This is a genomic window from Alicycliphilus denitrificans (assembly GCF_044792555.1).
In the GTDB taxonomy this organism is placed as follows: Bacteria; Pseudomonadota; Gammaproteobacteria; order Burkholderiales; family Burkholderiaceae_C; genus Alicycliphilus; species Alicycliphilus denitrificans_A.
This window is the reverse complement of sequence record NZ_CP126238.1, coordinates 3,292,636-3,310,312: the sequence shown is the minus strand read 5'-3', so window position 1 is coordinate 3,310,312 and position 17,677 is coordinate 3,292,636. Positions and strand designations below refer to the sequence as shown.

The following is a 17,677-nucleotide window of genomic DNA, read 5'->3' as shown; positions in this document are numbered from 1 at the left end:
GGGTGTCTTGGTGTGCAAGGCGGGCATGGGCAAAAGACTCTCAGCCTCTCAGTCTCAGGCCTGTGTGACCTGGTCGGCCCAGGCCAGGGCCTGCAGGTGGGCCCAGTTGATCTGTTGGCCCGATAGCGGCAGTGTTTGCACGGCCTCGTCAAAGCGGCCGTCGTCACCGCTTTCGCAGGTTTCCACCAGGGTGAGCAGCCGGCCATAGATGTTGTCGCGCTGCAGCAGCGCGGCGGAGAGTTCGTCTGGAAGATGGAGCAATCCCACGGCAGTGGCCAGGGGCATGGCCAGCATCTGGTCGAGCAGGGAGAAGATGCCGATCACGAAGGCCTGGTCGGCCTCTTCGGGCGACATGAATTCGCGTGCCAGCAGCTCCATGAACCGGCCGCGCACCACCGCGGTCTGGCCCACCGCGGGCGGCGTGCCGCCGCTGCGCACCGCCGTGAGCAGCAGTGCGGCCCAGCGGAACAGCTTCTTCAGGCCCAGCAGCAGCACCGCCTGGCGCAAGGAAGTGATCTCGTGCGACAGCCCCAGGCTGGCGGAGTTGATCAGGCGCATGAGGTTGAAGGCCAGGCCCGCATCCTTCTTGAGCACTTCCTCGATCTCTGTGGTGGCGGCCTGGCGGCGCAACAGGTTCAGCAACTGCACGATGCTGGCCTGCGCGGGGGGCAGCAGCTTGGCCTGCACCAGCGTCGGGCGGGCAAACCAGTAGCCCTGGAACAGCTGCACGCCCAGTGATGCCGCCAGCTGGTATTGCTGCGCGGTTTCTATTTTCTCGGCGATCAGTCGGGCCTGCGAGTGCCGCCCGGCGTAGTTGACGAGCACGGCCAGCTGGTCGGGAGGCAGCAGGCTGATGTCGAGCTTGATGTAGTCCGCCAGGGCGAGCCATGGGGCATAGGCCGATTCCAGCACCTGGTGGCTGAAGGCCAGGTGAAAGCCGCGCTCGCGCAGGTCGGCCAGAATCGGTCTGCGCGCCTGCACCTCCTCCATGGCCGCATGGCCCAGCGGTGGGATCTCCAGCACCACCTTGTCGGGGCTCACCAGCTCCAGGTGGCCGCCGCTCAGGCTCTCATGGGTGCAGTTGACGAAGATCAGCATCTTGCCGAACAGCTCTTCTGCGCCCGCATGCGACAGCGCCGTAAAGACCAGCAGCACATCGCTGGCGGCCGTGTGCTCGGCATGGGCGCGCGAGCGGTTGAGCAACTCGTAGCCGATGACCGCCTGCTGGTCGTTCATGATGGCCTGGCGTGCAATCATGGCGCCGCCGCCCGGCGCGGCGGCGGCCGTGCTCGTGCTGTGGTGAGCGGGAAGAGGGATCGACATGACGGGGTGGGGGCTGATCCCTCATTGTAGGTAAGCCGGTTGTCATGGGGCCCAAGTGCGACCCAAGCCCGCCGATTCGCTCAGCCGTGCTGCAGCCAGAGTATCTCCGCCTCGCTGAAGCCTGCGGCGCGGCGTGCCGCCTCGTTCAGCGGCGGCCTGGGGCGCGGCGCCTCGTAGCGCTCGACCAGCCCGGCGTAGTGCGCCACCGGGTCCAGTCCCTGGCGCGCGCACAGCCAGCCGTACCAGTGGTTGCCTATGGCCACATGGCCGACTTCCTCGGCGAGGATGATGTCCAGGATGGCCACGGCGGCCAGTGCGTCGGGCGTGCCCACGCTGCGCAGCTTGTGCTGGATCAGCGGCGTGGCGTCCAGGCCGCGCGCCTCCAGCGTGCGCGGCACCAGGGCCATGCGCGCCACGATGTCCTGCGCCGTCTTCTCGCACATCGTCCACAGGCCCTGGTGCGCGGGAAAGTCGCCATAGTCTTGTCCCAGGTGCTGGCGCAGGTGGTCGCGCAGCAGCCGAAAGTGCTTGGCCTCCTCGGCGGCCACGCGCAGCCAGTCGAGGTAGAACTGCTCGGGCATGCCGGCAAAACGCCAGATGGCGTCCAGCGCCAGGTTGATGGCGTTGAACTCGATATGCGCAATGGCATGGATCAGCACGGCCCGCCCCTGCGCCGTGGCCGGCGAGCGCCGTGCCACGGCCGTGTGGTGCCGCAGCTCGGGGCGTGCGGGACGGCCTGGCAGGGTGTGCGCATCCGCATCCGGGAGGGGGATGGGGGTTTGCAATGCTATTGAAAAAGAAGCTGCTTGCGCTTGCATACTAAGCGCCGCAGCCGATTTTTCTTCTGGGTCTGAGAGGCGCAAGACCTCCAGGGCACGTTGGCGAAGCTCCATACCTACAATTGTAGGTTTCGAACAACGGGGGCAGTGGGCAATGGCGATCTATGAACTCGATGGCGTGGCGCCGCAGCTGGCGGGCTCGGCCTGGGTGGCCGACAGTGCCCAGGTCATGGGCAAGGTGGTGCTGGGCGAGGAGGCCAGCGTGTGGTTTGCCACGGTGGTGCGCGGCGACACCGAGAGCATCGCCATTGGCGCCGGCAGCAACGTGCAGGATGCCAGCGTGCTGCATGCCGACCGCGGCCAGCCGCTGGTGATCGGCGAGCGCGTCACCGTGGGCCACAAGGTCATGCTGCATGGCTGCACGATTGGCGACGAGTCGCTGATCGGCATCGGCGCCGTGGTGCTCAACGGCGCGAAGATCGGCAAGAACTGCCTGGTGGGCGCCGGTTCGCTGGTCACCGAGGGCAAGGAATTTCCCGACGGCTCCATGATCCTGGGCAGTCCCGCCCGGGTCGTGCGCCAGCTCACGCCCGAGCAGATCGAGGGGCTGCGCCAAAGCGCGCGGCACTATATGGAGAACGCGCGCCGCTTCAAGGCGGGACTGCGCCAACTGGATTGATGCGACTGGATGTCTGAACTGCACAAATTCTTGTTTGATGGCCTGCCCGTGCGCGGCATGGTCGTGCGCCTGACCGAGGCCTGGACCGAGTTGCTCGCGCGCCGTGCCGGCAACACCGAGACCGGGCCCTACCCCGGGCCCGTGAGCGAACTGCTGGGCGAGATGGCGGCCGCCGCCGTGCTGATGCAGTCCAACATCAAATTCAACGGCGCGCTGGTGCTGCAGGTCTTTGGCGACGGCCCGGTGAAGCTGGCCGTGGCCGAGGTGCAGTCCGACCTGAGCCTGCGTGCCACGGCCTCGGTGGTGGGCGAACTGCCGGCGGGTGCCCGCCTGCCGGATATGGTGAATGTGGGCGGCGGCGGGCGCTGCGCCATCACGCTCGACCCCCAGGACCGCCTGCCGGGTCAGCAGCCCTATCAGGGCGTGGTGCCACTGCATGGCGACCACAAGGAAAAGCTGTCGCGCCTCTCCGAGGTGCTGCAGCACTACATGCTGCAGTCCGAGCAGCTGGACACCACGCTGGTGCTGGCCGCCAACGACCAGGTGGCCGCGGGCCTGCTGATCCAGCGCATGCCCATCAAGGGCGAGGGCAATCTGGCGGGCGGTGCGGGCCAGGCTGACGAGGACCAGATCGGCCACAACGAGGACTACAACCGCATTGCCACGCTGGCCGCCAGCCTCACGCGCGAGGAACTGCTCACCCTGGACGTGGAGACCATACTGCGCCGCCTGTTCTGGGAGGAGAAGCTGCTGCGCTTCGTGCCCCAGCAGGGCGAGAGCGGCCCGCGCTTTGCGTGCTCGTGCAGCCGCACGCGCGTGGGCAACATGCTGCGCAGCCTGGGCCAGGATGAGGTGCAGAGCGTGCTGGCAGAGCGCGGCAACATCGAGGTGGGCTGCGAATACTGCGGCCAGCAATACCATTTCGACGCCGTGGATGCGGCCCAGCTGTTCACCGCGCCGGGCCAGCAGCCGCCGGTCTCCTCGTCCGTGCAATAGCCATCTCATCGCGCTGCCATGGGGCAGGGCCAGGGTTTCCTGCCGGCCCGGCCGCGCGCAGCGGCGACAATACGCCCTTTGTCCTCCGTTCAAGGAAACCAACCCATGCGCAAAAGCATCATTGCCCTGGCGCTCGCCGGCCTGGCGGGCTCGGCCCTTGCCGCCGACCTGCGCGTCGGCCTGAATCCGGCCTACGAACCTTTTGAGTCCAAGACCGCCACGGGCGAGATCGTCGGTTTTGACGTGGATATCGCCAACGCTCTGTGCGAGCAGATCAAGCGCAAGTGCGTGTTCGTCGAGTCCGAGTGGGATTCCATCATCCCCGGCCTGCAAGCCAAGAAATTCGACGTGATCGTCAGCTCCATGTCGATCACGCCCGAGCGCGCCCGCGTGGTGGACTTCACCAAGCGCTATTACAAGACGCCCAGCGCCATCGTGGTGAAGAAGAGTGTCAAGTACGAGGGGCCGGCATCGCTCAAGGGCATGAAGATCGGTGTGCTCAAGGCCAGCACGCAGGAGAAATGGGCGCTGGGCGAGCTCAAGCCCGCCGGCGTCACCGTCGTGCCCTACCAGTCGCAGAACCAGGTCTACCTGGACATCCAGGCCGGGCGCATCGACGGCACGGTGGCCGACAAGGTCGAGGTCAACGGCGGCTTCCTGCGCAAGCCCGAGGGCAAGGACTATGGCTATGTGGGCGCCGACCAGTACGACGTGAAGTACTACGGCGAGGGCATAGGCATCGCACTGCGCAAGGGCCAGGGTGACCTGAAGCAGCAGCTCAACGACGCGATCGACACCATCCGCGCCAACGGCACCTACGACAAGATCGCCAAGAAGTACTTCGACTTCGATCCCTACGGCAAGTGATGTTTGTTGGGCGTTGGGCGGGCGCGCACCACGCTGGCCAAACGCCCAGCCTTCAACCATGAGTGATTACTACCTGGCCATTCTTCATGGCTCGCTGCTGACCGTCGGCGTGTCGCTGGCCTCGCTCGCCGTTGCCACGCTGCTGGGCTTGGCTGGCGCGGCGGCCAAGCTCTCGGGCAGCCGTCCGCTGGTGTGGCTGGCCCAGCTCTACACCACCGTGGTGCGCGGCATCCCCGAACTGCTCATGATGCTGCTCATCTTCTATGGCGGAGCCATCGGCCTGAACCACCTGCTGGAGCTGTGGGGCAACCAGGAGGGCGTGGACCTGGATCCCTTCGTCGCCGGCGTGCTGACCATAGGCTTCATCTACGGCGCCTACATGACCGAGACCTTCCGCGGCGCCATCCTGGCCATTCCCCGCGGCCAGATGGAGGCCGCCTGGGCCTTCGGCATGGGGCGCCTGCAGACCTTTGTGCGCATCACCCTGCCGCAGATGGTGCGCTACGCGCTGCCGAGCTTCACCAACAACTGGCTGGTGCTGATCAAGGCCACGGCCCTGGTGAGCCTGATCGGCCTGCATGACATGACCTACCTGGCCAAGCAGTCCAGCGCCGCGGTGCGCGAGCCCTTTGCCTTCTTCCTGTTTGCCGCCGCCCTGTACCTGGTGTTCACCTCGCTGTCGCTGTGGGCGCTGCGGCGCGTGAGCGCACGCTACAGCCTGGGCACGGACAAGGTGCAGCTGCTATGAACTGGGCCGTCATCCTCGAACCCGACACCCTGGCGCTGTACGGCGAGGGCCTGCTCGTCACCCTGCAGCTGACGCTGTACAGCCTGGGGCTGGGTGCCGTGCTGGCGCTGGCCTGCGCGCTGGCGCTGGTCAGCAGCAATGCCTGGCTGCGCTGGCCGGCGCAGGCCTTCACCTACTTCATGCGTGGCACGCCGCTGCTGATCCAGGTCTACCTGATCTACTACGGCGTGGCGCAGCTCGAATGGGTGCAGGCGCGCTGGGACGATGTCTGGCCCTGGACGAACTTCAAGGAGCCGTTCTTCTGCACCCTGCTGTCGTTCAGCCTGAACACCGCGGCCTACACGGCCGAAACCCTGGCGGGCAGCATCCGCGAGACCTCCAAGGGCGAGGTCGAGGCCGCGCGCGCCATGGGCATGGGCCCGTGGCTGCTGATGCGCCGCATCGTGCTGCCCAGCGCCATCCGCCGCATGCTGCCGGCCTATGGCAACGAGGTGGTGATGATGTTGCACAGCTCCAGCCTGGCCAGCACCGTGCCGGCGCTCCTGGACCTGACGGGCGCGGCCAGCCGCGTCTATGCCGACTTCTACCTGCCGTTCGAGGCCTATCTGTTTGCCGCCGTCATCTACCTGTGCATCACCCTGTGCCTGATCGCCGTATCCAAGCTCATGGAGCGGCGTTTTCTGGGCTATCTGGCGCCGCGCAGAGCATGAGCCATTTCATGAATCGCAACACCCCCGTCAAACTCCAGGCCCTGGACATCCACAAGCGCTACGGCGCCAACGAGGTGCTCAAGGGCGTGTCGCTGACCGCGCACGCGGGCGACGTGATCAGCATCATCGGCAGCTCGGGCTCGGGCAAGAGCACGCTCTTGCGCTGCATCAACCTGCTGGAGCGCCCGCAGCAGGGCCGCATCCTGGTGGCGGGCGAGGAGCTCAGCCTGCGCCCGGCACGCGATGGCGCATTGGAGGCGGCGGACCAGAAGCAGCTGCAGCGCCTGCGCACGCGCCTGGCGATGGTGTTCCAGCATTTCAACCTGTGGGCGCACATGACGGTGCTGGCCAACATCACCGAGGTGCCGGTGCATGTGCTGGGGCTGCCGCGCGACGAGGCGGTAGAACGCGCGCGCAAATACCTGCGCCTGGTGGGACTGGAGGGGCGCGAGGACGCCTACCCCAACCACATGAGCGGCGGCCAGCAGCAGCGCGTGGCCATTGCCCGGGCGCTGGCCGTGGAGCCGGAGGTGATGCTGTTCGACGAGCCCACCAGCGCGCTCGACCCGGAGCTGGTCGGCGAGGTGTTGCGTGTGATGCAGCTGCTGGCGCAGGAAGGGCGCACCATGCTGGTGGTGACGCACGAGATGGGCTTTGCGCGCGAGGTCTCCAACCAGGTGATCTTTTTGCACCAGGGCCTGATTGAAGAGCAGGGCGACCCGCGCGAGGTCATGGCCAACCCCAGGAGCGAGCGCCTGGCGCGCTTCCTGTCAGGCAACTTGAAGTAATTTGCTCATAAAAAAAGAGCTGCCAGCGCTTTATGGGTAAGCGCTGGCAGCTCTTTTTGTATTAAGTGCAGTCGGTCTTTCTCCGGGCGTTGCACCATCCGCGACCTACGAAACTGGCGCGTCCCAGGTTAGCGGACGCCGCGCAAGGGCCGCCCCGCTGCGCTGGCGTCGTCCCCCTTCCCGTAGCGCGCAGCGCGTAGAGAGAAGGGGGGGAAGCGGCGTAGCCGCTCAGGGGGATGTCACTTCCCAGCGGGGCGCACCACCTGCACGTAGATCTCGCTCGGCCTGACCATGCCCAGCTCGCTGCGCGCCTTTTCCTCGACCATCTCCAGGCCGTTCTTGAGGTCGCCGACCTCGGCGGCGAGGCGTTCGTTGGCCGCCCGCGCCTGGGCGTTGGCCGCCTGCTGCTGGGCAATTTGCCGGCGCAGCTCCTGCACATGGCCGACGCTGCCGCGCCCCGTCCACAGCTGCGCGTGGATGGCCACGAGCAGCAGCAGCAGGAACAGCGGGACGATGCGGTTGGCCATGGCGGCACAGCAGCCTGGGGTGGCTTAACGCAGGTTGTAGAACGCGGCGCGGCCCGGGTACTCGGCCACGTCGCCCAGGTCTTCCTCGATGCGCAGCAACTGGTTGTACTTGGCGATGCGGTCCGAGCGCGAGAGCGAGCCGGTCTTGATCTGGCCGGCGTTCAGGCCCACGGCGATGTCGGCAATGGTGCTGTCCTCGGTCTCGCCCGAGCGGTGGCTGATCACCGCCGTGTAGCCGGCGCGCTTGGCCATCTCGATGGCGGCGAAGGTTTCGGTCAGGGTGCCGATCTGGTTGATCTTGATGAGGATGGAGTTGGCTATTCTTTTGTCGATGCCTTCCTTCAGGATCTTGGTGTTGGTCACGAACAGATCGTCGCCCACCAGCTGCACCTTGTCGGCCAGGCGCTCGGTGAGGATCTTCCAGCCGTCCCAGTCGCCCTCGGCCATGCCGTCCTCGATGGAGATGATGGGGTACTTGTCCACCCAGGTGGCCAGCATGTCGGTCCACTGCTGGGCCGTCAGTTGGATGCCGCCTTCGCCTTCGAGCACGTACTTGCCGTCCTTGTAGAACTCGCTGGCCGCGCAATCGAGGCCCAGCACGATCTGCTCGCCCGCGGTATAGCCGGCCTTGTCGATGGCTTCCAGGATCAGCTGGATCGCCGCCTCGTGGTTCTCCACGGAAGGCGCAAAGCCGCCCTCATCGCCCACGGCGGTGCTCATCCCCTTGTCGTGGATGATCTTCTTCAGCGCGTGGAACACCTCGGCGCCCCAGCGCAGGGCCTCGCGGAAGCTCGGCGCGCCCACGGGGATGATCATGAACTCTTGCAGGTCCAGCGTGTTGTTGGCGTGGGCGCCGCCGTTGATGACGTTCATCATCGGCACGGGCAGCTGGCAGCCGTTCATGCCGCCGAAGTAGCGGTACAGCGGCAGGCCGGCCTCTTCAGCGGCGGCGCGGGCCACGGCCATGGAGACGGCCAGCATGGCGTTGGCGCCCAGGCGCGATTTGTTCTCGGTGCCGTCCAGGTCGATCAGGGTCTTGTCCAGGAAGGCCTGCTCGGAGGCGTCCAGGCCCAGCACGGCCTCGGAGATCTCGGTGTTGATGTGCTCCACGGCCTTCAAGACGCCCTTGCCCAGGTAGCGTGCCTTGTCGCCATCGCGCAGCTCGATGGCCTCGCGCGAGCCGGTGGAGGCGCCGCTGGGCACGGCGGCGCGGCCCATCACGCCCGATTCGAGCAGCACGTCGCATTCGACGGTGGGGTTGCCACGGCTGTCCAGCACTTCGCGGCCTACGATGTCAACAATTGCACTCATGGTGTTTCCTTAGGTTGCTTGAGATCGGGGTGTTTTGTGAATGAAAATGGCCTACAGCCTTTGCCTATCAAGCGCAAGCAGCTATCGAAGTGATAGCCTCCTCAGGCCGCAAAGTCGTTTTCCAGAAAGCCGGATTTTTTCGTCACGGCATCAAGCGCGACCAGGTTCTCCAGCAGCGCGCGCATGTGCTTGAGCGGCACGGCATTGGGCCCGTCGGACCAGGCCTCGGCCGGCCGGGGATGCACTTCCATGAACAGGCCCGCCACGCCCACAGCGACGCCGGCGCGGGCCAGCACCGGCACCATCTCGCGTGCGCCGCCGCTCACCGCGCCCAGGCCGCCGGGCTTTTGCACCGAGTGGGTGACGTCGAACACCACCGGCGCGCCGGATTTGCGCATCTCGGCCAGGCTGGTCATGTCGGCCACGAGATTGTTGTAGCCAAAGCTCACGCCGCGCTCACAGGCCAGGAAGCGGTCTTCGGACAGCCCGACCTCGGCGGCGGCGGCGCGGGCCTTGTCGATCACGTTCTTCATGTCCCAGGGGGCGAGGAACTGGCCTTTTTTGATATTCACCGGCTTGCCCGACTGCGCCACGGCGCGGATGAAATCGGTCTGGCGGCACAGGAAGGCGGGCGTTTGCAGCACATCAACCACGCTCGCCACCTCGGCCACCTGCGCGGCCTCGTGCACGTCGGTGAGGATGGGCAGCTGCAGCTGGCGGCGCACTTCATCAAGGATTTTCAGCCCCGCCTCCATCCCCACGCCGCGCTGGCTGCTGCCCGACGAGCGGTTGGCCTTGTCGAACGAGCCCTTGTAGATCAGCGGGATGCCCAGGGCCGCGCAGGTTTCCTTGAGCTGGCCGGCCACGTCGAGCGACATGTCCAGGCCCTCGATGGAGCAGGTGCCGGCGATGAGGAAAAAGGGCCGCTCCAGGCCAACGTCGAAGCCGCAGAGTTTCATGGTGGTCAGGCCTTTTGATGTGCAAGGGCCGCCTTCACGAAGGCGTTGAACAGCGGGTGGCCGTTCCAGGGCGTGGACTTGAACTCAGGGTGGAATTGCACGCCGATGTACCAGGGGTGCACGGCCTGCGGCAGTTCCACGATTTCGGTCAGCTGCTCGCGCTGCGTGAGCGCCGAGATCACCAGGCCTGCGGCGCGCAGCTGGTCCAGGTACTGCACGTTGGCCTCGTAGCGGTGGCGGTGGCGCTCGGTCACCACGCTGCCATAGATGCTGTGCGCCAGCGTGCCGGCCTGCACGTCGGAGCTTTGCGCGCCCAGGCGCATGGTGCCGCCCAGGTCGGAGTTCTCGTCGCGCGTCTTGATGCTGCCGTCCTCGTCCTTCCACTCGGTGATCAGGGCGATCACCGGGTGGGGCGTGGCGGGGTCGAACTCGGTGGAGTTGGCATCTTTCAGGCCCGCCACATGGCGTGCGTACTCGATGGTGGCCACCTGCATCCCCAAGCAGATGCCGAGATACGGCACCTTGTGCTCGCGCGCATAGCGCGCCGTGGAGATCTTGCCCTCCACGCCGCGGCTGCCAAAGCCGCCGGGCACGAGGATGGCGTGGTACTGGGAGAGCTGCGCGGCGGCGTTGGCGTCGGTGATGGTCTCGGAGTCCACATGCGTGATCTTCACGCGCACATGGCTTTGCATGCCCGCGTGCTTGAGGGCCTCGTTCACCGACTTGTAGGCGTCCGACAGCTCGACGTACTTGCCCACCATGGCGATCTGCACCTCGCCCTGCGGGTGCTCGTACTCGCGTACCAGGTCGTCCCAGCGCTTCAGGTTGGCGGGCGGCGTGTTCAGGCGCAGCTTGTCGCAGATCAGGCCGTCCAGGCCCTGCTCGTGCAGCATGCGCGGCACCTTGTAGATGGTGTCCACGTCCCACATGCTGATCACGCCCCATTCCTGCACGTTGGTGAACAGGGAGATCTTTTCCCGCTCCTCCTCGGGCACGGCATGGTGCGCGCGGCACAGCAGGGCGTCGGGCTGAATCCCGATCTCGCGCAGCTTCTGCACCGTGTGCTGGGTGGGCTTGGTCTTGAGCTCGCCGGCCGTGGCGATCCAGGGCAGGTAGGTCAGGTGCACGAAGGCCGAGTTGTTCGGGCCCAGTTTCAGCGACAGCTGGCGCGCGGCCTCCAGGAAGGGCAGGGACTCGATGTCGCCCACCGTGCCGCCGACCTCGCAGATGGCCACATCGACCGCATCGGGTGTGCCGATGCCGGCACCGCGCTTGATGAATTCCTGGATCTCGTTGGTGACATGCGGGATGACCTGCACGGTCTTGCCCAGATAGTCGCCGCGGCGCTCTTTTTCCAGCACGCTCTGGTAGATGCGGCCGGTGGTGAAGTTGTTGGCCTGCTTCATGCGCGTCTCGATGAAGCGCTCGTAGTGGCCCAGGTCGAGGTCGGTTTCGGCGCCGTCATCGGTCACGAAAACCTCGCCATGCTGGAACGGGCTCATGGTGCCCGGGTCCACGTTGATGTACGGGTCGAGCTTGATGAGGGTGACTTTGAGACCGCGCGATTCGAGGATCGCGGCAAGGGAGGCGGAGGCGATTCCCTTGCCCAGGGAGGACACCACGCCGCCGGTGACGAAGACAAATTTGGTCATGTCTTAGAAGCTGGAGGAGGGTAGGTGGCTGCTCCACCCACCGCAAGCCGGGTCTGCGACTGGCGTTGTGCAGACGCAGCTCGGTTGAAACCGCCAATTTTAACCCGGGTGACTCGGCTGCGCACCCGCGGCCGGGAGAGTGGGGCATTCAGTCAACGGGTATATAAATGTGCAGGCGCAGTTTGCCACTCCTGCGCTATCTGCCGGACACTCTCAGTCTCGAGAGAACCAGGAGACGACATGACAGAGCCGACGCTTTCCAAGCTTGACAGGCTTCTGGACGAGCTGATTGCCCAGTACCGGCATCTGCCCGGAGCCACCTTGCCGGTGTTGCATGCCGTGCAGGATGCGCTCGGCCATATTCCCCCGGCTGCCGTGCCGCGCATCGCCCAGGCGCTGAATCTCTCGCGCGCCGAGGTGCATGGCGTGGTGAGCTTCTACCACCATTTCCGCACCCGGCCGCCGGGCGCCCGGGTGGTGCAGCTGTGCCGCGCCGAAGCCTGCCAGTCGATGGGCGGCAAGGCGCTCTGGGAGCACGCCTGCCAAAGCCTGGGGCTGGACGAGCAGGCCGGCGCGCATGGCGCCACCACGGCAGACCAGGGCGTGACCCTGCAGCCCGTGTATTGCCTGGGCCTGTGTGCCTGCGCACCGGCCATGGCCATCGACGGCCAGGTGCATGGGCGCGTGCAGGCGGCGGATTTCGAACGATTGCTAGGCCGTCCCCAGGAGGCTGTATGACGGTGCAGATTTTTGTTCCTTGTGATTCGGCCGCCCTGGCCGTGGGGGCCGACGCCGTGGCCGAGTCCATGGTCCGCGAGGCGCAGGCGCGCGGCATCGTGCTGGAACTGCGGCGCAATGGCTCGCGCGGCCTGTTCTGGCTGGAGCCGCTGGTGGAGGTGGTGACCCCGGCCGGCCGCATGGCCTATGGGCCGGTGGGCGTGGCCGATGTGCCGGGTTTGTTCGACGCCGGGTTTCACCAGGGCGCTGCCCACCCGCTGTGCCAGGGCCTCACCGAGGACATCGCCTACCTGAAAACCCAGGAGCGCCTGTGCTTTGCCCGCATGGGCATCACCCGCCCGCTGTCGCTGGAGGATTACGCCCAGCATGGCGGCTGGACGGGCCTGCGCGCGGCCCTGGCCATGGCGCCAGTCGCCGTGGTGCAGCAGGTGCTCGATTCGGGCCTGCGTGGGCGCGGTGGCGCCGCGTTTCCCGCGGGCATCAAGTGGCGCACCGTGGCGCAGGCTGCCGGGGCGCAAAAATATGTGGTGTGCAATGCGGACGAGGGCGATTCGGGCAATTTTGCCGACCGCATGTTGATGGAGGGCGACCCCTTCCTGCTCATCGAAGGCATGGTGATTGCCGCGCTGGCCGTGGGCGCGAGCCAGGGCTATGTCTATATCCGCTCGGAATACCCGCACGCCGTCGCCACCATGGAGCAGGCCGTGCGGCAGGCAGAACAGGCGGGGTTGCTGGGTGATGACATCCTGCAATCGGGCACAGGCTTTCACCTGGAAATCCGCAAGGCCGCCGGCGCCTATATCTGTGGCGAGGAAACCGCCATGCTGGAGAGCATAGAAGGCAAGCGCGGCGTGGTGCGCGCCAAGCCGCCGCTGCCGGCGCACAGCGGGCTGTGGGGCTGCCCCACCCTGGTCCATAACGTCATCACCCTGGCGTCTGTGCCCACCATCCTGGCGCGCGGTGCGCAGTGCTATCGTGGCTATGGCGTGGGGCGCTCGCAGGGCACGCTGCCGATTCAGCTGGCGGGCAACGTGAAACGCGGCGGGTTGATTGAGAAGGCCTTTGGTGTCAGTCTGCGCGAGCTGGTCTATGGCTGGGGCGGCGGCACGGCCTCGGGCCGGCCCGTGAAGGCCATCCAGGTGGGCGGGCCGCTGGGCGCCTATGTGCCCGAGGCGCATTGGGACCTGCCGCTGGACTACGAAGCCTACGCCGCCGTTGGCGCCAGCGTGGGCCATGGCGGCATCGTGGTGCATGACGACAGCGCCAACATGGCGCAGCTGGCACGCTATGCCATGGCGTTTTGCGCTGTGGAGTCTTGCGGCAAATGCACGCCCTGCCGCATCGGCTCGATCCGGGGCGTGGAGGTGATAGACCGCCTGCTGCGCGGCGACCAGCGCCAGCAGCAGGAAGTGCTGCTGCGCGACCTGTGCGACACCATGCTGCACGCCAGCCTGTGCGCCCTGGGCGGCATGACGCCCTACCCGGTGCTCTCGGCGCTGGCGCATTACCCGCAGGATTTTGGACTGCAGCCTGCCGCCACCAGCCATTCATGAGGTTCACCATGCTGGATCAATACCCTGAAATCGACTATGGCACGCCTGCCAGCGCGGCCACCGAGCAGGTCACGCTGGAGATTGACGGCACGCGTGTCACCGTGGCCGCCGGCACCTCGCTGATGCGTGCCGCGGTGGAGGCCGGTGTGCAAATCCCCAAGCTCTGCGCCACCGACAGCCTGGAGCCCTTTGGTTCCTGCCGGCTGTGCCTGGTGGAGATCGAGGGGCGCAAGGGTTACCCGGCCTCCTGCACCACTCCGGTGGCCGAGGGCATGCAGGTACGCACGCAAAGCCCCAAGTTACAGGAGCTGCGCAAGGGGGTGATGGAGCTCTACATTTCCGACCACCCGCTGGATTGTCTGACCTGCTCGGCCAATGGCGACTGCGAACTGCAGGCCATGGCCGGTGTGACCGGTCTGCGTGCCGTGCGCTACGGCGTGGGGGGGCAATACGGCGGCGCGCACCACCTGGACAGTGCCAAGGACGAGTCCAACCCTTATTTCGCATTCGACCCGGCCAAGTGCATCGTCTGCAGCCGCTGTGTGCGCGCCTGCGACGAGGTCCAGGGCACCTTTGCGCTGACGATCAGCGGGCGCGGCTTTGCCTCGCATGTCTCCGCCGGGCAAGACCAGCCGTTCATGGAGTCCGACTGCGTCAGCTGCGGCGCCTGCGTGCAGGCCTGTCCCACGGACAGCCTGCAGGAAAAGAGCGTGCTTGAATGGGGCCAGGGCGAGCACAGCAAGATCACCACCTGCGCCTACTGCGGCGTGGGTTGTGGCTTCAAGGCCGAGATGAAGGGCAGCCAGGTGGTGCGCATGGTCCCCTGGAAGGACGGCCGGGCCAACGAGGGCCACGCCTGCATCAAGGGGCGCTTTGCCTGGGGCTACGCCACGCACCAGGATCGCATGCTCAAGCCCATGATCCGCCGCAAGACAACCGACCCCTGGCAGGAGGTGAGCTGGGACGAGGCCATTGCCTACGCCGCGACCGAGCTGCGCCGCATCCAGGCGCAATACGGGCGCAACGCGGTGGGCGGCATCGCCTCATCGCGCTGCACCAACGAAGAGACCTACCTGGTGCAAAAGCTGGTGCGCGCCGCCTTTGGCAACAACAACGTGGACACTTGCGCACGCGTCTGCCATTCGCCCACCGGCTATGGCCTGGGGCAGACCTTCGGCACCTCGGCGGGCACGCAGAGCTTTCGCTCGGTCGAGCAGGCGGACGTCATCGTCGTCATGGGTGCCAACCCCTCGGACGCGCACCCGGTGTTTGCCTCGCGTTTAAAGAAGCGCCTGCGCCAGGGCGCGCGGCTCATCGTCATCGACCCGCGCCAGATCGATCTGGTCGATGCTCCCCATGTCAAGGCCGACTACCACCTGCAACTGCGCCCCGGCACCAACGTGGCGGTGCTCAGCGCGCTGGCGCATGTCATCGTCACCGAAGATTTGCTGGCGCGCGACTACATCGCCGAGCGCTGCGATGCCAAGTCTTTTGCCCAGTGGTGCGGGTTTGTCGCCCGGCCCGAGAACAGCCCCGAGGCGCTGGCGGCGGTGTCCGGCGTGCCCGCCGACATGCTGCGCGCCGCTGCCCGCCTGTACGCTACCGGCGGCAATGCCGCCATTTACTACGGCCTGGGCGTGACCGAGCATGCCCAGGGCTCGACGGCGGTGATGGCCATTGCCAACCTGGCCATGGCCACCGGCAACGTCGGGCGTGAAGGTGTGGGCGTGAACCCGCTGCGCGGGCAGAACAACGTCCAGGGCGCCTGCGACATGGGCTCCTTCCCGCATGAGCTGCCGGGCTACCGCCACATCTCGGATGCCACCGTGCGCGCCGACTTTGAAGCCGCGTGGGGCGTGGTGCTGGACCCCGAGCCGGGACTGCGCATCCCCAACATGTTTGACGCCGCTATTGCCGGCAGCTTCAAGGCGCTGTACTGCCAGGGTGAGGACATCGCCCAGTCCGACCCCAACACCCAGCATGTGCAGGCGGCGCTGGGAGCCATGGAATGCGTCATCGTGCAGGATATCTTTCTGAACGAAACCGCCAAATACGCGCATGTGTTTTTGCCCGGTTCGTCGTTTATGGAAAAGGACGGCACCTTTACCAATGCCGAGCGCCGCATCTCGCGCGTGCGCCAGCTCATGGCGCCGCTGGCCGGCTATGCCGATTGGCAGGTGACCGCCCAACTCGCCCGGGCGCTGGGCTGCGCCATGCCCTACCAGCACCCGCGCGACATCATGGCCGAAATTGCCGCCCTGACCCCTAGCTTTGCCGGCGTGAGCTACGAAAAAATCGACCGCCTGGGCAGCGTGCAATGGCCGTGCAATGCGTCCACGCCCGAAAACGGCACCGAGACCATGCATGTCGGGGGCTTTGTGCGCGGCAAGGGGCGCTTCATGATCACCCAGTACGTGGCCACGGATGAGAAGGTGACACGCAAATACCCCTTGATATTGACCACTGGCCGCATCCTGTCGCAATACAACGTGGGCGCGCAGACGCGGCGCACCGACAACGTGCAGTGGCACAGCGAAGATGTGCTTGAAATCCACCCGCACGACGCCCAGGAGCGTGGCATACGCGACGGTGAGCGCGTGGGCGTGCACAGCCGCGCCGGCCAGACCACGTTGCGTGCCTGCATCACCGAGCGTGTGCCGCCGGGAGTGGTCTACACCACCTTCCACTTTCCCGAGTCGGGCGCCAACGTGATCACCACCGACAGCTCCGACTGGGCCACCAACTGCCCGGAGTACAAGGTCACGGCGGTGCAGGTCCTGCCCGTGCAGAGAATCGCGCCCTGGCAGGCCAACCAGCAGCGCCAGCACAGCGAGCAATGGGCGCTGGCAGGATTGGATGGGCGATGAGCATTCCCAACCCAGCGCAGCCCGTGCCACGGTCCTGCAAGGCGGTCGCCGTGCAGGGCTTGAGGGCCGGCATGCCGGTACAACGCCAGGACTGGGTGGTGCGAGAGCTGCCGGTGGCCCTGGAGTTCAACGGCGTGGCGCATGCCGTGATGATGGCCACGCCCGAGGACCTGGAGGACTTTGCCTATGGGTTTGCCCTGTCGGAGGGCATAGTGCAGCAAGCAGGCCAGATCTACGGCGTGGAAATCGATGTCGGGCAGCAGTGCTGCACCGTGCAGCTGGAGATCGCCGGCGCCTGCTTTGCACGCCTCAAGGAGATGCGGCGCGTCTTGGCCGGGCGCACAGGCTGTGGTCTGTGTGGCACTGAAAGCCTGGCGCATGCCGTGCGCCTGCCGGAGCCGGTGCGGTCGCAGGTGCTTTTTTCGGCCAGGGCCGTCAGCCAGGCGATGGAGGCCATGCGCGAGCGACAAGAGCTACTGGCGCTGACTGGCTCCACCCATGCGGCCGCCTGGTGTACCCCTGCGGGAGACATCTGCCTGGTGCGCGAGGACGTCGGGCGACACAACGCGCTGGACAAGCTGATTGGTGCCATGGCGCGCACCGGTGCGCCACTCGATGGCGGCTTCATCGCCATCAGCAGCCGCGCCAGCTATGAGATGGTGCAAAAAACCGCCCATGCGGGGGTGGGCCTGCTGGCCGCGGTATCGGGCGTCACCAGTCTGGCGATCGAGGTCGCCGAGGCTTGCGGCCTGACCCTGCTCGGTTTTGTGCGCGGGCAGGACTGCAACGTCTATACCCATGCACAGAGGTTCATATGGGAAACGGTGCCATGCAAGACAGCCACCTGATTCGGATGGGCAACCAGATCGCCATTTTTTTTGAGAGCTTTCCGGATCAACAGGAGGCCTTGAGGGAACTGGCCCTGCACTTGAAGAAATTTTGGCCCCCGCAGATGCGGCGCGCACTGCTGTCGCTGCTGGATACCGGCCAGGGAGAGCAGGCGCACCGTCTGCTGGTGTCGGCCGTGCAAATGCATCGGGATTTACTCGAATAGCGGCTTTCGGCCTGGCAAGTAGCCGCGGCCACCGCCGCAATGCCCAGATGGCCGGGCAGGCCAGTGCTGCCGTGGTGGCCCCCCACATACCGAGCGCCACCGGCCCGCAACAAAGCGGTCTGCTAC

General features: G+C 66.3%; 17 protein-coding genes. 11 read left to right on the top strand and 6 right to left on the bottom strand.

The genetic code is table 11. The annotated features are described in order from the left end of the window. Positions 1–54: 54 nt before the first annotated feature. Complete coding sequence (locus P7644_RS15705; RefSeq protein ID WP_404300181.1) at positions 55–1,323, bottom strand: EAL and HDOD domain-containing protein; 1,269 nt, start codon at positions 1,321–1,323, stop codon at positions 55–57. A gap of 80 nt (positions 1,324–1,403) precedes the next feature. Beyond that, positions 1,404–2,216: a ferritin-like domain-containing protein gene (locus P7644_RS15700; protein ID WP_404300180.1), complete on the bottom strand. Its 813-nt coding sequence runs from the start codon at positions 2,214–2,216 to the stop codon at positions 1,404–1,406. A 40-nt stretch (positions 2,217–2,256) separates the two neighbouring features. Between P7644_RS15700 and P7644_RS15695 the strand changes: the two genes are divergently transcribed. The 6 genes from P7644_RS15695 (at position 2,257) to P7644_RS15670 (ending at position 6,890) form a co-directional block, all read left to right on the top strand. Further along, the gene (locus P7644_RS15695; protein WP_404300179.1) at positions 2,257–2,781 is read left to right on the top strand and encodes a gamma carbonic anhydrase family protein; all 525 of its coding nucleotides are present in this window, start codon (positions 2,257–2,259) and stop codon (positions 2,779–2,781) included. A 9-nt stretch (positions 2,782–2,790) separates the two neighbouring features. Further along, positions 2,791–3,777 carry an Hsp33 family molecular chaperone HslO gene (locus P7644_RS15690; RefSeq protein WP_404300178.1) on the top strand — a complete coding sequence of 329 codons (987 nt, stop codon included), beginning with the start codon at positions 2,791–2,793 and terminating at the stop codon, positions 3,775–3,777. Between the two features lie 105 nt (positions 3,778–3,882). After that, the gene (locus P7644_RS15685) at positions 3,883–4,644 is read left to right on the top strand and encodes a transporter substrate-binding domain-containing protein (RefSeq protein WP_404300177.1); all 762 of its coding nucleotides are present in this window, start codon (positions 3,883–3,885) and stop codon (positions 4,642–4,644) included. 58 nt (positions 4,645–4,702) lie between these two features. Next, on the top strand, positions 4,703–5,392 hold the full coding sequence (locus P7644_RS15680) for an ABC transporter permease (protein ID WP_404300176.1): 690 nt from the start codon (positions 4,703–4,705) through the stop codon (positions 5,390–5,392). Beyond that, positions 5,389–6,102: an ABC transporter permease gene (locus tag P7644_RS15675; protein ID WP_404300175.1), complete on the top strand. Its 714-nt coding sequence runs from the start codon at positions 5,389–5,391 to the stop codon at positions 6,100–6,102. Before P7644_RS15680 ends, P7644_RS15675 begins: the two co-directional genes overlap by 4 nt. Positions 6,103–6,110: 8 nt before the next feature. Then, positions 6,111–6,890, top strand: a complete 780-nt coding sequence (locus P7644_RS15670) for an ABC transporter ATP-binding protein (RefSeq protein ID WP_404300174.1) — start codon at positions 6,111–6,113, stop codon at positions 6,888–6,890. A gap of 239 nt (positions 6,891–7,129) precedes the next feature. Here the strand turns inward: P7644_RS15670 and ftsB are convergent, their stop codons facing one another. From ftsB to P7644_RS15650, 4 genes are all read right to left on the bottom strand, one after another. Beyond that, the gene (gene ftsB, locus P7644_RS15665) at positions 7,130–7,417 is read right to left on the bottom strand and encodes a cell division protein FtsB (protein WP_404300173.1); all 288 of its coding nucleotides are present in this window, start codon (positions 7,415–7,417) and stop codon (positions 7,130–7,132) included. A 24-nt stretch (positions 7,418–7,441) separates the two neighbouring features. Continuing rightward, a complete protein-coding gene (eno, locus tag P7644_RS15660; protein WP_404300172.1) occupies positions 7,442–8,728 on the bottom strand; it encodes a phosphopyruvate hydratase in 1,287 nt (428 codons plus the stop codon). A gap of 101 nt (positions 8,729–8,829) precedes the next feature. Then, positions 8,830–9,687: a 3-deoxy-8-phosphooctulonate synthase gene (gene kdsA / locus P7644_RS15655; protein WP_404300171.1), complete on the bottom strand. Its 858-nt coding sequence runs from the start codon at positions 9,685–9,687 to the stop codon at positions 8,830–8,832. A gap of 5 nt (positions 9,688–9,692) precedes the next feature. Next, positions 9,693–11,339, bottom strand: a complete 1,647-nt coding sequence (locus P7644_RS15650) for a CTP synthase (protein ID WP_404300170.1) — start codon at positions 11,337–11,339, stop codon at positions 9,693–9,695. Positions 11,340–11,579: 240 nt separating this feature from the next. Here P7644_RS15650 and P7644_RS15645 point away from each other — a divergent pair, with 240 nt between their 5' ends. The 5 genes from P7644_RS15645 to P7644_RS15625 are packed head-to-tail and all read left to right on the top strand — an operon-like array spanning position 11,580 to position 17,551. Further along, positions 11,580–12,077 carry a formate dehydrogenase subunit gamma gene (locus P7644_RS15645; RefSeq protein ID WP_404300169.1) on the top strand — a complete coding sequence of 166 codons (498 nt, stop codon included), beginning with the start codon at positions 11,580–11,582 and terminating at the stop codon, positions 12,075–12,077. Further along, positions 12,074–13,630 (top strand): formate dehydrogenase beta subunit, encoded by a 1,557-nt coding sequence (locus tag P7644_RS15640; RefSeq protein ID WP_404300168.1) that lies wholly within the window; start codon positions 12,074–12,076, stop codon positions 13,628–13,630. The genes P7644_RS15645 and P7644_RS15640 overlap by 4 nt, the downstream gene beginning before the upstream one ends. Before the next feature lie 8 nt (positions 13,631–13,638). Next, positions 13,639–16,497 (top strand): formate dehydrogenase subunit alpha, encoded by a 2,859-nt coding sequence (gene fdhF / locus P7644_RS15635; RefSeq protein WP_404300167.1) that lies wholly within the window; start codon positions 13,639–13,641, stop codon positions 16,495–16,497. After that, positions 16,494–17,345, top strand: a complete 852-nt coding sequence (gene fdhD, locus P7644_RS15630) for a formate dehydrogenase accessory sulfurtransferase FdhD (protein ID WP_404300166.1) — start codon at positions 16,494–16,496, stop codon at positions 17,343–17,345. Before fdhF ends, fdhD begins: the two co-directional genes overlap by 4 nt. Further along, complete coding sequence (locus P7644_RS15625) at positions 17,327–17,551, top strand: formate dehydrogenase subunit delta (protein ID WP_404300165.1); 225 nt, start codon at positions 17,327–17,329, stop codon at positions 17,549–17,551. Before fdhD ends, P7644_RS15625 begins: the two co-directional genes overlap by 19 nt. Positions 17,552–17,677 lie beyond the last annotated feature (126 nt).

Coding starts and splice junctions, on each gene's coding strand:
- P7644_RS15625 (WP_404300165.1), top strand. CDS start 17,327: ATGCAAGACAGCCACCTGATTCGGATGGGCAACCAGATCGCCATTTTT.
- P7644_RS15645 (WP_404300169.1), top strand. CDS start 11,580: ATGACAGAGCCGACGCTTTCCAAGCTTGACAGGCTTCTGGACGAGCTG.
- P7644_RS15680 (WP_404300176.1), top strand. CDS start 4,703: ATGAGTGATTACTACCTGGCCATTCTTCATGGCTCGCTGCTGACCGTC.
- kdsA (WP_404300171.1), bottom strand. CDS start 9,687: ATGAAACTCTGCGGCTTCGACGTTGGCCTGGAGCGGCCCTTTTTCCTC.
- eno (WP_404300172.1), bottom strand. CDS start 8,728: ATGAGTGCAATTGTTGACATCGTAGGCCGCGAAGTGCTGGACAGCCGT.
- P7644_RS15675 (WP_404300175.1), top strand. CDS start 5,389: ATGAACTGGGCCGTCATCCTCGAACCCGACACCCTGGCGCTGTACGGC.
- P7644_RS15670 (WP_404300174.1), top strand. CDS start 6,111: ATGAATCGCAACACCCCCGTCAAACTCCAGGCCCTGGACATCCACAAG.
- fdhD (WP_404300166.1), top strand. CDS start 16,494: ATGAGCATTCCCAACCCAGCGCAGCCCGTGCCACGGTCCTGCAAGGCG.
- P7644_RS15700 (WP_404300180.1), bottom strand. CDS start 2,216: ATGGAGCTTCGCCAACGTGCCCTGGAGGTCTTGCGCCTCTCAGACCCA.
- P7644_RS15650 (WP_404300170.1), bottom strand. CDS start 11,339: ATGACCAAATTTGTCTTCGTCACCGGCGGCGTGGTGTCCTCCCTGGGC.
- ftsB (WP_404300173.1), bottom strand. CDS start 7,417: ATGGCCAACCGCATCGTCCCGCTGTTCCTGCTGCTGCTGCTCGTGGCC.
- P7644_RS15705 (WP_404300181.1), bottom strand. CDS start 1,323: ATGTCGATCCCTCTTCCCGCTCACCACAGCACGAGCACGGCCGCCGCC.
- P7644_RS15695 (WP_404300179.1), top strand. CDS start 2,257: ATGGCGATCTATGAACTCGATGGCGTGGCGCCGCAGCTGGCGGGCTCG.
- P7644_RS15640 (WP_404300168.1), top strand. CDS start 12,074: ATGACGGTGCAGATTTTTGTTCCTTGTGATTCGGCCGCCCTGGCCGTG.
- P7644_RS15685 (WP_404300177.1), top strand. CDS start 3,883: ATGCGCAAAAGCATCATTGCCCTGGCGCTCGCCGGCCTGGCGGGCTCG.
- P7644_RS15690 (WP_404300178.1), top strand. CDS start 2,791: ATGTCTGAACTGCACAAATTCTTGTTTGATGGCCTGCCCGTGCGCGGC.
- fdhF (WP_404300167.1), top strand. CDS start 13,639: ATGCTGGATCAATACCCTGAAATCGACTATGGCACGCCTGCCAGCGCG.